Genomic DNA, 15035 nt, shown 5'->3' with positions numbered 1-15035 from the left:
CCGGCATGCGATGATGTGGCGTACGCCATTTTCGCGCGTGACCGGTCGCGGCCCGGATAGTCCGACGGAGGCCCCGCGCCAGTGTTAACCGACATATTGATCATCTCCTTCCTCATCCTGATGAACGGAGTGTTCGCCATGAGCGAGTTGGCACTGGTCTCGGCCAAGCGCATGCGCCTGGAACGGCGCGCCGAAGAAGGAAACCGCGGGGCGCGCGCCGCCCTCAAGCTGGCCGACGACCCCAGTCACTTCCTCTCGACCGTGCAGGTCGGGATCACCCTGATCGGCATTTTCAACGGTGCCTTCGGCGAGGCCTCGCTGGTCAGCCACCTCACGCCCGAACTGGCGACGCTGCCGGTGATCGGCCCCTATGCGCGCGAAGTCGCGCTCGCCGTGGTCGTGATCGCGATCACTGTCGCCTCGATCATCTTCGGGGAGCTGGTCCCCAAGCGCATCGCCATGGCCTTCCCGGAAACGGTGGCCACCCTGATCTCGCAGCCGCTGCGCACGCTCTCGGTGATCATGTCGCCTTTCGTGAAGTTCCTGTCCCTGGCCACCAATGCCATCGTCCGCGTGCTGGGCATCCGCGCAGCCAAGGAGGAAGCGCCGACCGAGGAAGACATCATCGGCAGCATCAAGGAAGGCGCCGACACCGGCGTTTTCGAAAAGACCGAATACGACATCGTGCAGCGCGCCCTGCGCCTGGACGACCAGCACCTGAAGTCCCTGATGACGCCGCGCGTCGACCTGGTGATCCTCGACCTCGAGGACGACCGCCAGCAGAACCTCGAGGCCATTGCCACCAATCCCTACAGCCGCTACCCCGTCTGCCGCGGCGACCGCTCGCATATCCTCGGCTACGTGATGGCGCGCGACCTGTTCGCGCAGGCAGTGCGCATCGGTTCGCTCGACGCGGTCGATCTCGACGGCGCGGTGCAGGAACTGCTGTACGTGCCCGAGACCGTGAGCGCCATGGCCCTGCTCGAGATGTTCAAGAAGAACCGCGCCGAACTGGCCCTGATCGTCGACGAGTACGGCGACATCCAGGGCATGGTCACGCTCAGCGACGTGATGAGCGCCCTGGTGGGCGACGTCACCGTGGCCGGCGAGGAGCACGACGCCGACGCCGTGCGGCGCCCGGACGGCAGCTGGCTGGTGGACGGCGGCATCTCGCTGGACCGCTTCCGCGACCTGCTCGAGACCACCCTCGAGTTCCCCGGCGAGGACGAAGGCGCCTACCACACCCTGGCCGGCTTCCTGCTCTACCAGCTCGGCTACATCCCGAAGCCGGCCGAAATCGTCGATCACGAAGGCTTCCGCTTCGAGGTCATGGACATGGACGGCAACCGCATCGACCGCATCATGATCTCGCGCTACGTGCCGGTCGATCCGGAGCCGGAACGGGATTAATCTTCTGCTAAGACTGGTGCGGTATCGTCGCGCTATCTCAACCAGGGAAAGCGCGCGATGGATGTTGTCACACTAGGCCCCCTTGTCCTGCCCACGGGCGTGCTGCTGGTCGTGGGCGGCATCCTGCTGGCCAACCTGCTGGCCGAGTGGTTCCGGCGCCGCCGCGCGCTCGATCCCGGCCCGATCCTGTGGAAGATGCTGCTCGCCGGCTTCGTCGCCGCGCGCGCCGTGTTCGTGCTGCGCCACCACGACCTGTTCCTCGATACACCCTGGGCCGCGCTGGACTTCCGCGACGGCGGCTTCGACGCCACCGCGGGACTGGTGGTCGCCTGCGTGGTGGGCGCCGAGCTGACCCGGCGCGCCCCAGGCCTGCGCCGCCCCCTGCTGGTATCGAGCCTGGCCGGGATCGCGCTCTGGATGGGCGGCAGCCTGCTGCTGCCGGCTTTCGCCCCGCCGCATGCGCCCATGCCCGAGCTCAGCGTGCGCCGGCTCGACGGCAGCGAGGTGCCGCTGCGCGCCTACCAGGGCAAGCCGCTGGTCGTGAACCTGTGGGCCACCTGGTGCCCGCCCTGCCGGCGCGAGATGCCGGCCTTGGCGGCGATGCAGCGCAAGCGCCCGGACGTCGGCTTCGTCTTCGTCAACCAGCGCGAGTCCGCAAGCACGGTCCAGGCTTTCCTGACGGCGCAGGGCCTGCGCATGGAGAACGTGGTGATCGACCCGGCCGGCCAGCTGGGCGCCCGTACCGGGGCGGTGGGTTTTCCGACCACCCTGTTCTATGACGCGCAAGGCAGGCTGCGCTTCCGTCATGTGGGAGAGCTGTCGGAGGCAAGCCTGAGGGAGAAGCTGGGGGCGCTGGAGCGCTAGCCGCCTTCCCCCGCGAGCAATCCTGTGGTACAACTCACGCCGCACCAAGGAGAGCCCATGCAAGTGAACCCGATCCAGCTGTTCGACGCCGAATCCTCGACCTACACCTACATCCTGTCCGCACCTGGCAGCCTTGAAGCGGTCATCATCGACCCGGTCGACCGCCACTGGCAGCGCGACCTCGCGCACATCGAGCGCCTCGGCTTGAGGCTGACCCACGTGCTCGAGACCCACGCCCATGCCGACCACGTCACCTCGGCCGGCAAGCTGCGCGCCCTGACCGGCGCCAAGGCCTGCGTGCCCAGCGGCTGCGGCATCCCGCCGGCCGAAGTGCAGCTGCAGGACGGCGACCTGATTGCCTTCGGCGGGCGCGAGCACATCGCCGTCATCCACACTCCCGGCCACACCGCGGGCAGCATGTGCTACCTGTGGCGCGGCAACCTGTTCACCGGCGACACCCTGCTGGTGGACGGCTGCGGGCGCACCGACTTCCAGGGCGGCTCTGCGTCCGCCCTGTACGACAGCGTCACCCGCAAGCTGTTCGCGCTGGACGAGGCCACCCGCGTCTGGCCCGGCCACGACTATAAAGGACAGTCGGTGTCCACCATCGGCTGGGAAAAGCGTCACAATGCGCGCCTGGCCGGCCGCTCGCGCGAGGAATTCGTGGCGCTGATGGCCGCGCTCGACCTGCCGCGCCCGAAATTGATGGATGTGGCGGTGCCCGCCAACCGCAACCTGGGCCTGGCGCACAGCGTCTGAGCGAAGCCTGCTGCATTTTCCCAACAAGCAACAAGCGAATTCGTCAGTTCCGGGTATAATCTTGCATCCATAGAAATTTGATTGCACTTAAAGAAACTCACTCGGCGGTGCGCGAAGGCTGATGCATGAAACAGTTTGACGACCTGGCCCAGTGGCGCGCGCGCATTTTCTCGACCCTGATGTCGGCGGTCCTGCTGCTCGGCGTGGTGGCCGCCGTCCCCAGCGCGATCCTGGCCATGGTCGATGGCCTCTGGCAGATCGCCGCGATGGACGCGGTGGCCCTGGCCTGGATCTTCGCGATCTGGTGGTTCGACCGCCTGCCCTACACGCTGCGCGTCCTGAACTTCCTGGCGATGCTGTTCCTGGTCGGCGTCGGCCTGATGCTCGGCGTCGGCGCGGTCAGCCAGATCTTCCTGATGGCGCCGCCGGTACTGGCCGTGGTCCTGCTCGGCACCCACCAGGCCCTCGGGGCGCTGGTCGTGAGCGCCCTCACCATCCTGGGCCTGGGCCTCTCCGGCCACGCCAAGCTCTACGTCGCCGGCCTCGGCCACGATGAACTGCTGTCCTCGCTGATCGTCACCCTCAACTACCTGTGCGTCGGCGCCCTGATCACGATGACCTGCGGCGCCCTGGTCAAGGGCCTGGCCGACACGCTCGGCGAAGTGCACGGCTTCGCCGAAACCCTGGAGTCCAAGCAGGACAAGCTGCACGAGCTGAACGCCGAACTGCGCCTGACCTCGGCCGCGGTGGCGCGCCTGAACGACATGGTGCTGATCGCCCACGCCATCGACACGCCGGGTGCGCAGCAACCGATCATCTCCGCCAACGAAGCCTTCGAGCGCCGCACCGGCTACCGGCGCGACGAGATCATCGGCCACAGCATGCGCCTGCTGCACGGTCAGGACACCGATCCCGACGAGGTGGATCGCGTCCTGCGCGCGGTCGCGCGGGGCGAAGCGGTCAAGGCCGAACTGCTGCTCTACACCAAGGCCGGCGAGCCCTTCTGGGCCGAGATGGAAATGGTGCCCTTCGCCAGCGACGGTGGACGCAGCACCCACTGGGTGGTGGTCGGGCGCGACATCACCGAGCGCCGCAACTCGGCCAAGGCGATCCATCACCTGGCTTTCTACGACGTCCTGACCGGCCTGCCCAACCGGCGCCTGTTCACCGAACGTCTCGACGCCCTGGTGGACGCCCGCAATGCCGGCGGCGCGCTCGGCGCCGTGCTGTTCATCGACCTCGACAATTTCAAGTACGTCAACGACGCCCGCGGCCACGCCACCGGCGACGCCCTGCTGCGCAGCGCGGCCGGGCGCCTGGTCGCGACCGTGCGTGCGCGCGACACCGTGGCGCGCCTGGGCGGCGACGAATTCGTCATCCTGCTGAACGACCTGGGCGACGACCCCGACACGGCCGCTGCCGCCGCGCTCAAGGTGGCGCACAAGGTGCTGGCCGCACTGGGCGAGGAAGTCACGATCGACGAGCACGTGTACCGCTCGACGGGCAGCATCGGCGTGGCCCTGCCGCTGCGCGCCGGCCAGACCGCCCACGACCTGCTGCGCGAAGCGGACACCGCGATGTACCAGGCCAAGGCGAGCGGCCGCAACGGCGTCGCCCTGTTTGAGACCACCATGCTGGCCGAGGCCGAGCAAAAACTCACGCTCGAGCGCGACCTCGCCAATGCCCTCGAGCGGGGCGAGCTGGCCATGCACCTGCAGTTGCAGGTCGACCGCGAACAGCAGCCGGTTGGCGCCGAGCTCCTGATGCGCTGGCGCCGCGCCGACGGCATCCTGGTGCCGCCGGACGTGTTCATCCCGATCGCGGAAACCACCGGCCTGATCGTGCCGCTGGGGACCTGGGTGCTGCGCCAGGCCTGCGAAGCCTGGCTGCGACTTAGCGCGGCCGGCCATCCGCTGCCGCTCTCGATCAACGTCAGTCCGGCGCAGTTCCGCCAGCCGGACTTCGTGGAGACGGTCGCCCGGGTGCTCGAGGAGACCGGCGCGCCGGCCGGCCAGCTGATCTTCGAAGTCACCGAGGGCCTCCTGGTATCGGACCTGGACCAGACCATCGCCCGCATGCACGAACTGGCGGCCCTGGGCATCCGCTTCTCGGTCGACGACTTCGGCACCGGCTATTCGAACCTGGCCTATCTCAAGCGCATGCCGCTCTACGAACTCAAGATCGACAAGAGCTTCATCCGCGACACCCCGAACGACGTCAACGGCACCGCGATCGTGCAGTCGATCCTGGCGATGGCCGAGCACCTCGGCCTGCGCGTGGTGGCCGAGGGCATCGAGACCGCGCAACAGGCCGATTACCTCAGCGGGAACGGCAGTCCGCTGATGCAGGGCTACCTGTTCTCGCGCCCGGCGCCGCTCGACGACCTGCTCGCCGTGCTGGACGGTCTGGGATCCGCACGCGGCGCCGCCTGATTCTGCTAAGCGCTGTCAGCGCTGGCTATGGATGTGTCTGATTGCGACGCGCAGCAATTGCTCCACCGTCGTGATCCGTCCACCATCGAGCGCCCGACGCCAGCCCAGGTAGTTCGGCAGGTAGCGCGACGCGACCCCGCGGAAGCGGCTCAACCATTGCCGGAAGCGCTGGTGGTAGGCATTCACATTTTGCACATGAATGGCATCGGCAAGGCCGCGGCGTACCCGGACTCCCGCACGCAGGTTCACTGCCTGGTGCGCAATGCCATGCTTGCGGGCGAAACTGCGGTACGCCGCATGGGCGTCGCTGACCAGCAGCACCTGCCGGTCGAGCCTGGGCAGCAGGTGGCGCTCCAGCTGCGCCTCCGTCAACGCGCCACGGCCGACCACGGCATCGAAGGTCTGGCCGCTGCGGTCGCGCGCGACCAGAATGCAGTCGAGCTCGCGTGAAATGCCGCGCTTGCTGGCGCGGCCGCCACGCCGGCGTGCCGGTCGGTCCAGCTTGCGCGCGCCTTTCTGCGATTCCAGCATGAACATCTCGTCAGCTTCGACAATGCCGCCCAGACGTGTCGGCTGGGCATGCCTGGGGCGCTCCAGGAAGCGGTGGCGCCAGCGGAAAGCGGTATTGCGGTGCACGCCGACCTCGCTGGCGGCTGCGCGCACCGACTTCGAGTCGAGCACGGTCCCCAGGTAATCAAGCCACTTTACACGCAGCCGGAGCCGCGCCAGCGGCGTGCCGCTCAGGTCGTTATAGGTGCGGCTACAGGCGCGGCAGCGGTAGCGCTGCAAGCCGTTCGCTTGTCCATGCCGGTAGTAACGTTCGCAGGCGCAACTGGGGCAGCGGCGCGACGCCCCGCCAATCTGGCTGATGAGGGCGATCACCCGGTCCAGCCCGGCAGCGGGATGCAGGGCCGCCAGCGTTTGCAGGCGCTGGGAAAGGTTCAGTGCAGGGAGTTTGGCAAACCACTTCTTGAAATGCGGTGCGTGCATGGTCGTTCCCGTCTGTTATGACAGGCGTTCGACCATGGAGCAGCTCGGCAGTTCCGCGCTCATCCATAGTTAAGGTTGACAGCGCGTTCTGCTAAGCTGTGCCCCGGACCAGAACCGGAGCACAGCGTGGCGCACCAGAGCATCCTCGACATCCCTACCCCAGGGCGCGGCACCCGCGACATCACCGAGGCGGTGGCCGAGGTGGTACGCGCTTCAAAAGTGCAATGCGGCCTGGCCCATGTTTTCGTGCAGCACACCAGCTGCTCGCTCCTCATCACCGAGAATGCCGACCCCGACGTGCGGCGCGACCTCGAAACCGTATTGAAACGGCTCGCCCCCGACGGCGATCCGGCCTACCGCCACGATGCCGAAGGACCGGACGACATGGCGGCCCATGTGCGCAACATGCTGACGGGTTCCGGCCTGAGCGTGCCGGTCGGTGGCGGCCGCCTGCTGCTCGGCACCTGGCAAGGCATCTACCTGTACGAGCACCGCAGCGCGCCGCACCGCCGGCGGGTCGTGGTCACCGTCGTCTGAGGGGATTTCCCCCAGCCGTGGGGGAAGACCCGGACCGGTCGATTGTCTACACTGCATGCAGGCCGTGACGCTGCACCCGCGAAGGCGCAGGGAGAACGGCCATAGATTTCCGGACCATATGTATCCATTTTCCGTGGACAGCGCGATCCGCCGCGGCTAGTCTGGAGGCTCGTTCTCCAGCCAGAGGTCTCGCCATGCCGCTCCTGTTCGCCAAGCTGCGCCTGGGCGCCGCCCTGCTGCTCGCCCTGCCTGCGCTCGCGTTCGCGGGTCAAGCGACAGCCCCGGCCGCGCCAGCCGCGATCGTCGCCGCCGCCGACCACCACCAGCACCTGTTCAGCCCCGGCATCATCGCCTTCATCGCCCCGAAACCGGGACCCGACGCGCTGCGCGAGATCCCGGTGACCGAACTGATCGCCCTGCTGGACGAAGCCGGCATCCGCCGCGCCGCCGTGCTGTCGACGGCCTATATCTACGGCCGACCCTCGCGCGTGGTCGAGGACGAATACGCCAGGGTGAAGGCGGAGAACGACTGGACCGCCGCCCAGGTGGCAAGGTATCCGGATCGCCTGCGCGCCTTCTGCGGCTTCAATCCGCTCAAGGACTATGCGCTGGCCGAACTGGAGCGCTGCGCGGCGCACCCGCAGCTGCGCACCGGGATCAAGATGCACTTCGGGAATTCCGACGTCCAGCTGGACAAGCCCGAGCACGTCGCGCGACTGAAGGAAGTGTTCCGCGCCGCCAACCGGCATCGCATGGCGATCGCGGTCCACATGCGCGCTTCGATTTCGCTGGAGCGCCCCTATGGCGAAGCGCAGGCGCGCGCCTTCCTCGAGCAGCTCATGCCCGAGGCCACGCACACCATGGTGCAGGTGGCGCACTTCGCGGGCACCGGTCCCGGCTACGAGGATCCACCGGCCAACGAGGTGATGCGCGTGTTCGCCGAGGCGGCCGCGCGCAAGGACCCCAATACCCGCAACCTGTACTTCGACGTGGCCTCGATTGCCACGCCCGACATGAGCCAGGTGCATGCGCGCGAGATGGTCGAGCGCATCCGCCAGGTAGGGGTCGACAAGATCCTGTACGGCTCGGATGCGGCCACGCCCACCAACATGAAGCCGCGCGAAGCCTGGGCGGCCTTCCGCGCGCTGCCGCTCACCGAGGCAGAACGCAAACGAATCGCGGGAAACGTGGCAGCCTACCTGCGCTGATCGCTTGTCGTCCTTCCAACATGGCGCAGCCATATGTTGTATGATGTCCGATGACATTCAGACAGGACCGATCATCGCATGTTCCCCGCTTCATCCATCGGCCGCGCAGCGCAGCCCGAAACCCCGTTCTTTGCCCGTCCCCTGGTCGTCGTCGCGCTGGCAACGCTGTGCTGCCTGTTGTGGGGCAGCTCCTACCCGGCCATCAAGACCGGTTATGCCCTGCTGGGCATTACGCAGCAGGACATTCCGTCCAAGCTGGTCTACGCGGGTTACCGCTTCCTGCTGGCCGGGATCGGCGTGGCGCTGGCCGCCTGGCTGCTGCAAAAGAAGTTTCCGGTCCCACCCCGTGGCCAGTTGCGCCAGGTCTTCCTGCTGGGAATAGCCCAGACCAGCCTGCAGTATGTGTTCTTCTACATCGGACTGGCCTACACCACCGGCGTGCGGGCCTCGATCCTGAACGCCACCACCACCTTCTTCAGCGTCCTGCTGGCGCACTTCCTCTATAAGGACGATCGCCTGTCGGCGCGCAAGGCCGTCGGTTGCGCGCTGGGTCTGGCCGGCGTGCTGGCCGTGAATGCCGACGCCAGCCTGCTGGGCAGCGGCCTCAGCCTGCAGGGCGAAGGCTTCATCGTGCTTGCCGCCTTCGTGCTGTCGGCCGCATCGATCTATGGCAAGCGCGTCTCGCAGCGCATGGATGCGATGACGATGACGGCCTGGCAGCTGGCGATCGGCGGGCTGGTCCTGCTGGCGGCAGGCTACGCGACGGGCGGCAGCCTGGGGCGGCTTGACCTGGCCTCAAGCCTCCTGCTGCTCTACCTTGCCGCGCTGTCGGCGGTCGCCTTCACCCTGTGGAGCCTGCTGCTCAAGCACAATCCGGTCGGGCTGGTGAGCATGTTCGCCTTCCTGGTGCCCCTGTTCGGCGCCGCCCTGTCCGGCATCTGGCTGGACGAGGACGTCCTGACCTGGACCAATCTTGCTGCGCTGGTGCTGGTGTGCGGCGGCGTGCTGCTGGTGACGCGGGGTGCGCCGACTGGGCGGCCGGCTCCCCGCCAGCCTAAAGGCTAGACCGCCGCAGCGAGCTGGCATCACGCTTTCGCAAGCGGTTTCATCCGGAAGCTGATTCCCATCCGGTTAATCGCATTCATGGCCGCAATCACGAGTGTCAGGTCGACGAGATCCTTTTCTCCAAATACGGAGAGCGCCGCGCAATACGCATCGTCGGAAGCATGGGTTTCGCTCACACGCGTTACCTCTTCCGTCCATGCCAGCGCGGCCCGCTCCCGATCGGAGAACAGATATTGCGCCTCCTCCCACACCGGCACCAGCACGATCTTGTCGATCGTCATGCCGGTCTTGATGAGGTCGCGGGTATGGATATCGATGCAGTGGGCACAGCCGTTCAGTTGCGAGGCCCTCAGGAATACCAGGTGGATGAGATCCGGCGGCAGCGCCGTGCCGGTCGTGACGTAATGGTGAAGTGCGCCGACGGCCTTCGCGCCTTCCGCGGACACCTGGAACCAGTTTGGGCGTTTCATGAGATCTTCTCCTTGTGTGATGTCGACGACGCCGATATGCGTCATCCTTGCCGGTAAGACGGCTGCCATGGCCCGTTCGTGACAGGCCATGCCGGTTCACAAAAAAATCCCGGAGCCTGTCACAAGGAGCGAATCCAGTTCGTCTAGGAGCAAAGAGGTGTCGATTCCCGATACCCGCACGCCCGAGTGAAAAGGACGCGAGGATGCTATGACCGATGGCGCAAGCACACATACGCAAACAATATTCAACGCGCTTCGCCCGCGCCTGTTTTCGATTGCATACCGTATGCTCGGTATCCGCGCGGACGCCGAGGACGTCGTGCAGGATGCATGGCTGCGCTGGCACGACGCGCGGAAAGAGCACATCGTGTCGCAGGAAGCATGGCTGGTGACCGTGACGACCCGTCTCGCGATCGATCGCCTGCGCAGGGCAAAGGTCGATCGTGAGGCCTATGTCGGCTGGTGGCTGCCGGAGCCCCTGGTCGAACTCGACGAAAACACGCCCGAGAGTGCGCTCGAGCAGGCCAACGACGTCTCGGTGGCGCTCATGTGGGTCCTGGAACGCCTGTCCGCCGAAGAGCGAGCGGCTTTCCTGATGAGGCAAGTATTCGATGCCGATTATGCCGAGATCGCCGAGGTCGTCAAGAAATCGGAACCGGCCTGCCGGCAGCTTGTCCATCGTGCATCGGTGCGCGTCCAGCAGGAACGCCCGCGCTTCGACGTCCCCAAGGATACACATCGCGCATTGCTTGGCCGCTTCATTGAAGCCGCAAGGCAGGGAAATCGCGCGGACATGCGTGCCCTGATGTCCGACGACGTGCAGCTGGTGTCTGACGGCGGGGGAAAGGTCAAGTCCTTCATGCATATCCTCAAGGGTGCAGGACGGGTCGCGGGCGTATTCTGGACGCTCGAACACCAGTTTCCCATGCAGGTTTCATATAAGACCGCCCTCGTGAATGGCGAGCCGGGTGTGCTGCGTTATGTGCGGGGAAAGCTGGAATCCGTGCAGTCATTCATCGTCGATGAAGAACGGATCGTGGCGGTCTTCGTCATGCGCAATCCGGACAAGCTGGCAGCCGTCCCGCAGGAGCCGTGAGACCGGCCGGCGCCGCACTGCTGAGCGCCGGTCCGTTCAGGCCCATGCTATCTTTCCGGGGCAATGTCGCACACGTCCGCCAGGAAGCCCGCATGCACCCGTCCAACATCGTCCTCCTCGAATTCCATCCCGAGCGCGACGAGCTTTGCTACGGCAAGGAACTGCGCGACGGCCTGTCCGTGGCCCTGCGCATGGGCAGCTCGCTCTGGCTCGCCAACGACGAATCGGTCAGCATCGAGCGCCTGACCGTGTGCGAGGTCGACAGCACCGGCCGCAGCAGCTTTACGCGCGACCATCGCCAGTATGCGCTGCACGACTATCTCGACCTGCCGCTGCCGGCGCACGGCGACACCGAGGACGACATCAACGAGGCCGACATCGAGGGCCTGGCCTGCGACGGCAAGTACCTGTGGCTGGCCGGCTCGCACAGCCTGCGGCGCAAGCAGCCGAAGGACGGCGACGGCGTCAGGAAGGCGCACAAGCGCCTCGCCAGCGTCAGCCTGGATGCCAACCGCTACCTGCTGGCGCGCATCCCGGTGTGCCGGGACGGCGACGGCTACACCCTGGAGAAGGAAAGCACCCACAAAGGCAAGCTGCGCACTGCCGCGATGCTGCGCGGCGACCATCAGGGCAACGAACTGACCGCCCTGCTGCGCCAGGACGAGCACCTCGGTCCCTTCCTGTCCATTCCCGGCAAGGACAACGGTTTCGACATCGAGGGCCTGGCCGTGGCCGGCAAGCACCTGCTGCTCGGCCTGCGCGGGCCGGTGCTGCGCGGCTGGGCGCTGGTGGTGGAAGTGGCGCTCGTCGAGGACGAGCAGCCGGGCCGCTTGCGCCTGGCGCCGGTGGACGACAATGGTCGCCTGTACCGCAAGCACTTCCTCGACCTGGGCGGGCTCGGTATCCGCGACCTGTGCGTGCACGGCAAGGACATCCTGGTGCTGGCCGGGCCGACCATGGACCTGGACGGTCCGGTGACCCTGTTCCGCTGGCGCGGCGCAACCCAGCCTGGCAAGGAATGCGTGGTGGCGGCGGACCAGCTCGAACGGGTGCTGGAGCTGCCCTTCGGCCATGGGGTCGATCACCCCGAGGGCATCGCGCTATTCGCGGTCGACAAGGATGGGCGCGACACGCTGCTGGTGGTGCACGATTCGGCCTCGCCCAGCCGGCAGATCGGCGACAGTACCCTGGTGGCGGACGTGTTTACGCTGCCGCGGCGCGAGCGCCCTCATGGGGGCAAGCCGGCGAAATAGGGTATGAAGGGTGCATATTTCCGCACGCCCGTGATTTTTGTTGAATTTCGCGGCCAGTCGCCGGTGGTATTCTCGCCGCCTCGCTCCTGAATCAACGCAATGACTCCCAAGAATACCCTGTGGGCGCTGCTGGCGCTCATGTTTGCCTGCGGCATGTCCGACGCCCTGTATGCCGCCTCCCACGTCCACATGCCCATGTGGTGGATGGTGCTCTCGGCCTTCCTGCTGAGCTTCCTGCCCTACTACTGGTATCGCCTGGACAGCGAAGCGCGGCTGTACCGGCGCCCACGCTGGATGAGCACGGCCGTGGTGGCGATGGCGCCGATCGGGATTCCCCTCTACCTGCTGCGCAGCCGTCCCCAGGGCGGGCGCCTGGGGTCGCTGGCCCGCATGTCGGGCTTCTTGCTGATGATGCTCGGCGCGAGCCTGGCAGGTGTCGTCGCCTTTTTCCTGATGCCGGGTTAAGCCCTGTGCATGGCGCGCCGGCGCCGCACGGCCCCAATGCCGGCAGCGCCCAGCAGCAGGAGTGCGCCCGATGCCGGTTCCGGCACCGCGTTCACCGAAATGTTATCGATGGAAAATTCCGGATTGCCGCCGATGCCGCTGAAGGTGACCGACAGCAGCTTGCGGAAGCTGGCGTCCAGGGTGAAGGTCTGCATGCCCGAGACAGCATGCTTGACGAGGTCCAGGTCGAAGGTCTGGGTGACGGTGCCGCCGCCTGCCAGGGCCCCGACCACGCTGATCCGGTCCGCCCAGAAGTGCTCGTCGCCGAACCAGCTCTCGCCGCCGTCGAAACTGAACAGGTCGAACGCCCCCTGGTTCGCGGCCGAGAGGGTTACCTTGGCGCCATTGAAGTTCACCAGGCGCGTGCTGCCATTCCCGCTCAGCCCTGTGTTGTTGTCGGTGCCCGCAACGATGAAGGAAAAAGCACCGGCATTGCCGCCGTCGCCCATGGCTAGCTTGTAGCCTGAGGCGCTCATGCCGGAGGGAGTGAGCTCGGTCCAGTCAGCGACCTCTTCGAAGTCGATCAGGCTAGCCGCGGCATTCGACGCGACAAATTGGCTCGCCGCAAACACGGCGACGCAGGCGATGACTTTCAGGCCAGGCGTGAGGTTCATGGGACATCCTTATGAAATGTTGTAACCGACTCTCAAGCAATCTTTATGCCTGCAGGAAAGTTTGCTTGGAAATCAATCAAGTAGACGGGCTCGGCGTTCCGAGCACCAAGCGCGTGTCAAATTTGTCGACACGCGCTGCCTGAGGCTCGCGCCGCCTGAATCGTCCTTTTGCTAAGCTGTTTCCGTCGCCACGCCACGCCGTGGCCGGTCCACTTTCATTGATTGGAGAATTGCCATGCGCAAGATGATCATGATGGCCATTGCAGGCCTGCTCTGGAAAAAATTCGGCGGCAAGATGGCGCAACGCTATCCGATGGGACGCCGCAGCTACCGCCGCTTCTGATCCGCCCGGGCGGCCGCCCATCGGCTTTCGGGAGGCGCGCCGTCCATCGCGGCCCTGCTTGCAGTAAAATCGCTGGCTTTAAGGCAACTTTCGCTGAAGGCCGACGATGGACACCGCCAAGCATGAACTCAAACGTGGCTTAAAGAACCGCCACATCCAGCTGATCGCCCTCGGCGGCGCCATCGGCACCGGCCTGTTCCTGGGCGTGGCCCAGACCATCCAGCAAGCCGGCCCCTCCGCCCTGCTCGGCTACGCCATCGCCGGCCTGGTCGCCTTCCTCATCATGCGTCAGCTCGGCGAGATGATCGTCGACGAGCCGGTCGCCGGTTCCTTCGGCTATTTCGCCAGCAAGTACGGCAGCCCGATGGCCGGTTTCGTCTCCGGCTGGAACTACTGGGTGATGTACATCCTCGTCAGCATGGCCGAGCTGTCCGCGCTCGGCATCTATGTCCAGTACTGGTTCCCGGACATCCCGACCTGGGTCTCGGCGCTCGCCTTCTTCGTGCTCGTCAATTCGCTCAGCCTGCTTAACGTGAAAACCTTCGGCGAGCTCGAATTCTGGTTTTCCATCATCAAGGTGGCGGCCGTGGTCGGCATGATCGTGTTCGGCCTGTACCTCCTGATCAGCGACACGGCCGGCCCCCAGGCCGGCGTGGCCAACCTGTGGCAGCACGGCGGCTTCTTCCCGAATGGCTTTGCCGGCCTGGCGCTGTCGATGGCGGTCATCATGTTCTCCTTCGGCGGCCTGGAAATGATCGGCATCACCGCGGCCGAAGCCGACAACCCGGGCCGCACCATCCCGCGCGCCATCAACCAGGCCATCTGGCGCATCGCCATCTTCTACGTCGGCGCGCTGGCCGTGCTCTTGATGCTGTACCCGTGGCAGAAGGTGGTCACCGGGGGCAGCCCCTTCGTGCTGATCTTCGCCGCGCTGGACAGCAATGCGGTGGCCAACATCCTCAACCTGGTGGTGCTGACGGCCGCCCTGTCGGTCTACAACGGCTGCACCTATGCCAACAGCCGCATGCTGTTCGGCCTGGCCGAACAGGGCAACGCGCCGCGCGCCCTGCTCAAGGTGAGCAAGCGCGGCGTGCCGCTGGCCGCCCTGGGCGTGTCGGCGCTGGCCACCGGCATCTGCATCTGCGTCAACTATTTCCTGCCGCGCGACGCCTTCGGCATGCTGATGGGCCTGGCCGTGGCGGCCTTGGTCATCAACTGGGGCATGGTGTGCTGGAGCCACCTGCGCTTCCGCCGCGCCAAACAGGCGGCGGGCCAGGCGACTGCCTTCCGCAGCCCCTGGTTCCCGCTCACGAACTACCTGTGCCTGGCCTTCCTGGCCGGCATCATCGTGGTGATGTACCTGACGCCGGGCCTGCAGCTGTCGGTGTGGATGATCCCGGCCTGGCTGGCCCTGCTGGCGCTGGGCTACTGGCTGCGCCAGCGTAACCTGGCCGGCTCCACGGTCGCCTCCGTGTCGTAAAGACGCGATA

At 66.3% G+C, this 15035-nt stretch carries 14 protein-coding genes; 11 read left to right on the top strand and 3 right to left on the bottom strand.

Annotation, left to right across the window (positions count from 1 at the left end; translation table 11 throughout):
* The first annotated feature begins 81 nt into the window (after positions 1 to 81).
* From ACK6C6_RS10575 to ACK6C6_RS10560, 4 genes are all read left to right on the top strand, one after another.
* Complete coding sequence (locus ACK6C6_RS10575) at positions 82 to 1410, top strand: hemolysin family protein (RefSeq protein ID WP_409267255.1); 1329 nt, start codon at positions 82 to 84, stop codon at positions 1408 to 1410.
* Positions 1411 to 1467: 57 nt separating this feature from the next.
* The gene (locus tag ACK6C6_RS10570) at positions 1468 to 2274 is read left to right on the top strand and encodes a redoxin family protein (RefSeq protein WP_409267254.1); all 807 of its coding nucleotides are present in this window, start codon (positions 1468 to 1470) and stop codon (positions 2272 to 2274) included.
* 57 nt (positions 2275 to 2331) lie between these two features.
* Positions 2332 to 3033, top strand: a complete 702-nt coding sequence (locus ACK6C6_RS10565; RefSeq protein ID WP_409267253.1) for an MBL fold metallo-hydrolase — start codon at positions 2332 to 2334, stop codon at positions 3031 to 3033.
* A gap of 125 nt (positions 3034 to 3158) precedes the next feature.
* Positions 3159 to 5465 carry a putative bifunctional diguanylate cyclase/phosphodiesterase gene (locus tag ACK6C6_RS10560; protein ID WP_409267252.1) on the top strand — a complete coding sequence of 769 codons (2307 nt, stop codon included), beginning with the start codon at positions 3159 to 3161 and terminating at the stop codon, positions 5463 to 5465.
* Positions 5466 to 5480: 15 nt separating this feature from the next.
* Here ACK6C6_RS10560 and ACK6C6_RS10555 read toward each other — a convergent pair whose 3' ends face one another.
* Positions 5481 to 6455 carry an IS1595 family transposase gene (locus tag ACK6C6_RS10555; RefSeq protein WP_409267251.1) on the bottom strand — a complete coding sequence of 325 codons (975 nt, stop codon included), beginning with the start codon at positions 6453 to 6455 and terminating at the stop codon, positions 5481 to 5483.
* Positions 6456 to 6581: 126 nt separating this feature from the next.
* Between ACK6C6_RS10555 and ACK6C6_RS10550 the strand changes: the two genes are divergently transcribed.
* The 3 genes from ACK6C6_RS10550 (at position 6582) to ACK6C6_RS10540 (ending at position 9265) form a co-directional block, all read left to right on the top strand.
* Positions 6582 to 6992 (top strand): secondary thiamine-phosphate synthase enzyme YjbQ, encoded by a 411-nt coding sequence (locus ACK6C6_RS10550; protein WP_409267250.1) that lies wholly within the window; start codon positions 6582 to 6584, stop codon positions 6990 to 6992.
* Between the two features lie 194 nt (positions 6993 to 7186).
* Positions 7187 to 8200: an amidohydrolase family protein gene (locus ACK6C6_RS10545; RefSeq protein ID WP_409267249.1), complete on the top strand. Its 1014-nt coding sequence runs from the start codon at positions 7187 to 7189 to the stop codon at positions 8198 to 8200.
* A 78-nt stretch (positions 8201 to 8278) separates the two neighbouring features.
* Complete coding sequence (locus tag ACK6C6_RS10540; RefSeq protein ID WP_409267248.1) at positions 8279 to 9265, top strand: DMT family transporter; 987 nt, start codon at positions 8279 to 8281, stop codon at positions 9263 to 9265.
* A 20-nt stretch (positions 9266 to 9285) separates the two neighbouring features.
* Here the strand turns inward: ACK6C6_RS10540 and ACK6C6_RS10535 are convergent, their stop codons facing one another.
* Positions 9286 to 9735, bottom strand: a complete 450-nt coding sequence (locus ACK6C6_RS10535; protein WP_409267320.1) for a carboxymuconolactone decarboxylase family protein — start codon at positions 9733 to 9735, stop codon at positions 9286 to 9288.
* A 208-nt stretch (positions 9736 to 9943) separates the two neighbouring features.
* Between ACK6C6_RS10535 and ACK6C6_RS10530 the strand changes: the two genes are divergently transcribed.
* From ACK6C6_RS10530 to ACK6C6_RS10520, 3 genes are all read left to right on the top strand, one after another.
* Positions 9944 to 10831 carry an RNA polymerase sigma-70 factor gene (locus ACK6C6_RS10530; protein WP_409267247.1) on the top strand — a complete coding sequence of 296 codons (888 nt, stop codon included), beginning with the start codon at positions 9944 to 9946 and terminating at the stop codon, positions 10829 to 10831.
* Positions 10832 to 10923: 92 nt separating this feature from the next.
* The gene (locus tag ACK6C6_RS10525; RefSeq protein ID WP_409267246.1) at positions 10924 to 12084 is read left to right on the top strand and encodes a DUF3616 domain-containing protein; all 1161 of its coding nucleotides are present in this window, start codon (positions 10924 to 10926) and stop codon (positions 12082 to 12084) included.
* Positions 12085 to 12183: 99 nt separating this feature from the next.
* Positions 12184 to 12549, top strand: coding sequence for a hypothetical protein (locus ACK6C6_RS10520; protein ID WP_209586586.1), 366 nt, complete (start codon positions 12184 to 12186; stop codon positions 12547 to 12549).
* Here the strand turns inward: ACK6C6_RS10520 and ACK6C6_RS10515 are convergent.
* A complete protein-coding gene (locus ACK6C6_RS10515; RefSeq protein ID WP_409267245.1) occupies positions 12546 to 13202 on the bottom strand; it encodes a PEP-CTERM sorting domain-containing protein in 657 nt (218 codons plus the stop codon). The two genes, ACK6C6_RS10520 and ACK6C6_RS10515, sit on opposite strands and share 4 nt — an antisense overlap.
* Positions 13203 to 13651: 449 nt before the next feature.
* Between ACK6C6_RS10515 and ACK6C6_RS10510 the strand changes: the two genes are divergently transcribed.
* On the top strand, positions 13652 to 15025 hold the full coding sequence (locus ACK6C6_RS10510) for an amino acid permease (RefSeq protein WP_209586584.1): 1374 nt from the start codon (positions 13652 to 13654) through the stop codon (positions 15023 to 15025).
* Positions 15026 to 15035 lie beyond the last annotated feature (10 nt).

The sequence above is a fragment of the Massilia sp. BHUDP2 genome (assembly GCF_046236355.1).
Taxonomy (GTDB): Bacteria; Pseudomonadota; Gammaproteobacteria; order Burkholderiales; family Burkholderiaceae_D; genus Telluria; species Telluria varians.
Note: the sequence above shows the minus strand (reverse complement) of the source record. Positions and strands in the feature narration are given on the sequence as shown.

Bases quoted from the DNA above. Each gene is read 5' to 3' on its own strand.
- ACK6C6_RS10535 (WP_409267320.1), bottom strand. From the start codon at position 9,735: ATGAAACGCCCAAACTGGTTCCAGGTGTCCGCGGAAGGCGCGAAGGCC.
- ACK6C6_RS10530 (WP_409267247.1), top strand. From the start codon at position 9,944: ATGACCGATGGCGCAAGCACACATACGCAAACAATATTCAACGCGCTT.
- ACK6C6_RS10520 (WP_209586586.1), top strand. From the start codon at position 12,184: ATGACTCCCAAGAATACCCTGTGGGCGCTGCTGGCGCTCATGTTTGCC.
- ACK6C6_RS10525 (WP_409267246.1), top strand. From the start codon at position 10,924: ATGCACCCGTCCAACATCGTCCTCCTCGAATTCCATCCCGAGCGCGAC.
- ACK6C6_RS10510 (WP_209586584.1), top strand. From the start codon at position 13,652: ATGGACACCGCCAAGCATGAACTCAAACGTGGCTTAAAGAACCGCCAC.
- ACK6C6_RS10540 (WP_409267248.1), top strand. From the start codon at position 8,279: ATGTTCCCCGCTTCATCCATCGGCCGCGCAGCGCAGCCCGAAACCCCG.
- ACK6C6_RS10545 (WP_409267249.1), top strand. From the start codon at position 7,187: ATGCCGCTCCTGTTCGCCAAGCTGCGCCTGGGCGCCGCCCTGCTGCTC.
- ACK6C6_RS10560 (WP_409267252.1), top strand. From the start codon at position 3,159: ATGAAACAGTTTGACGACCTGGCCCAGTGGCGCGCGCGCATTTTCTCG.
- ACK6C6_RS10555 (WP_409267251.1), bottom strand. From the start codon at position 6,455: ATGCACGCACCGCATTTCAAGAAGTGGTTTGCCAAACTCCCTGCACTG.
- ACK6C6_RS10570 (WP_409267254.1), top strand. From the start codon at position 1,468: ATGGATGTTGTCACACTAGGCCCCCTTGTCCTGCCCACGGGCGTGCTG.
- ACK6C6_RS10515 (WP_409267245.1), bottom strand. From the start codon at position 13,202: ATGAACCTCACGCCTGGCCTGAAAGTCATCGCCTGCGTCGCCGTGTTT.
- ACK6C6_RS10565 (WP_409267253.1), top strand. From the start codon at position 2,332: ATGCAAGTGAACCCGATCCAGCTGTTCGACGCCGAATCCTCGACCTAC.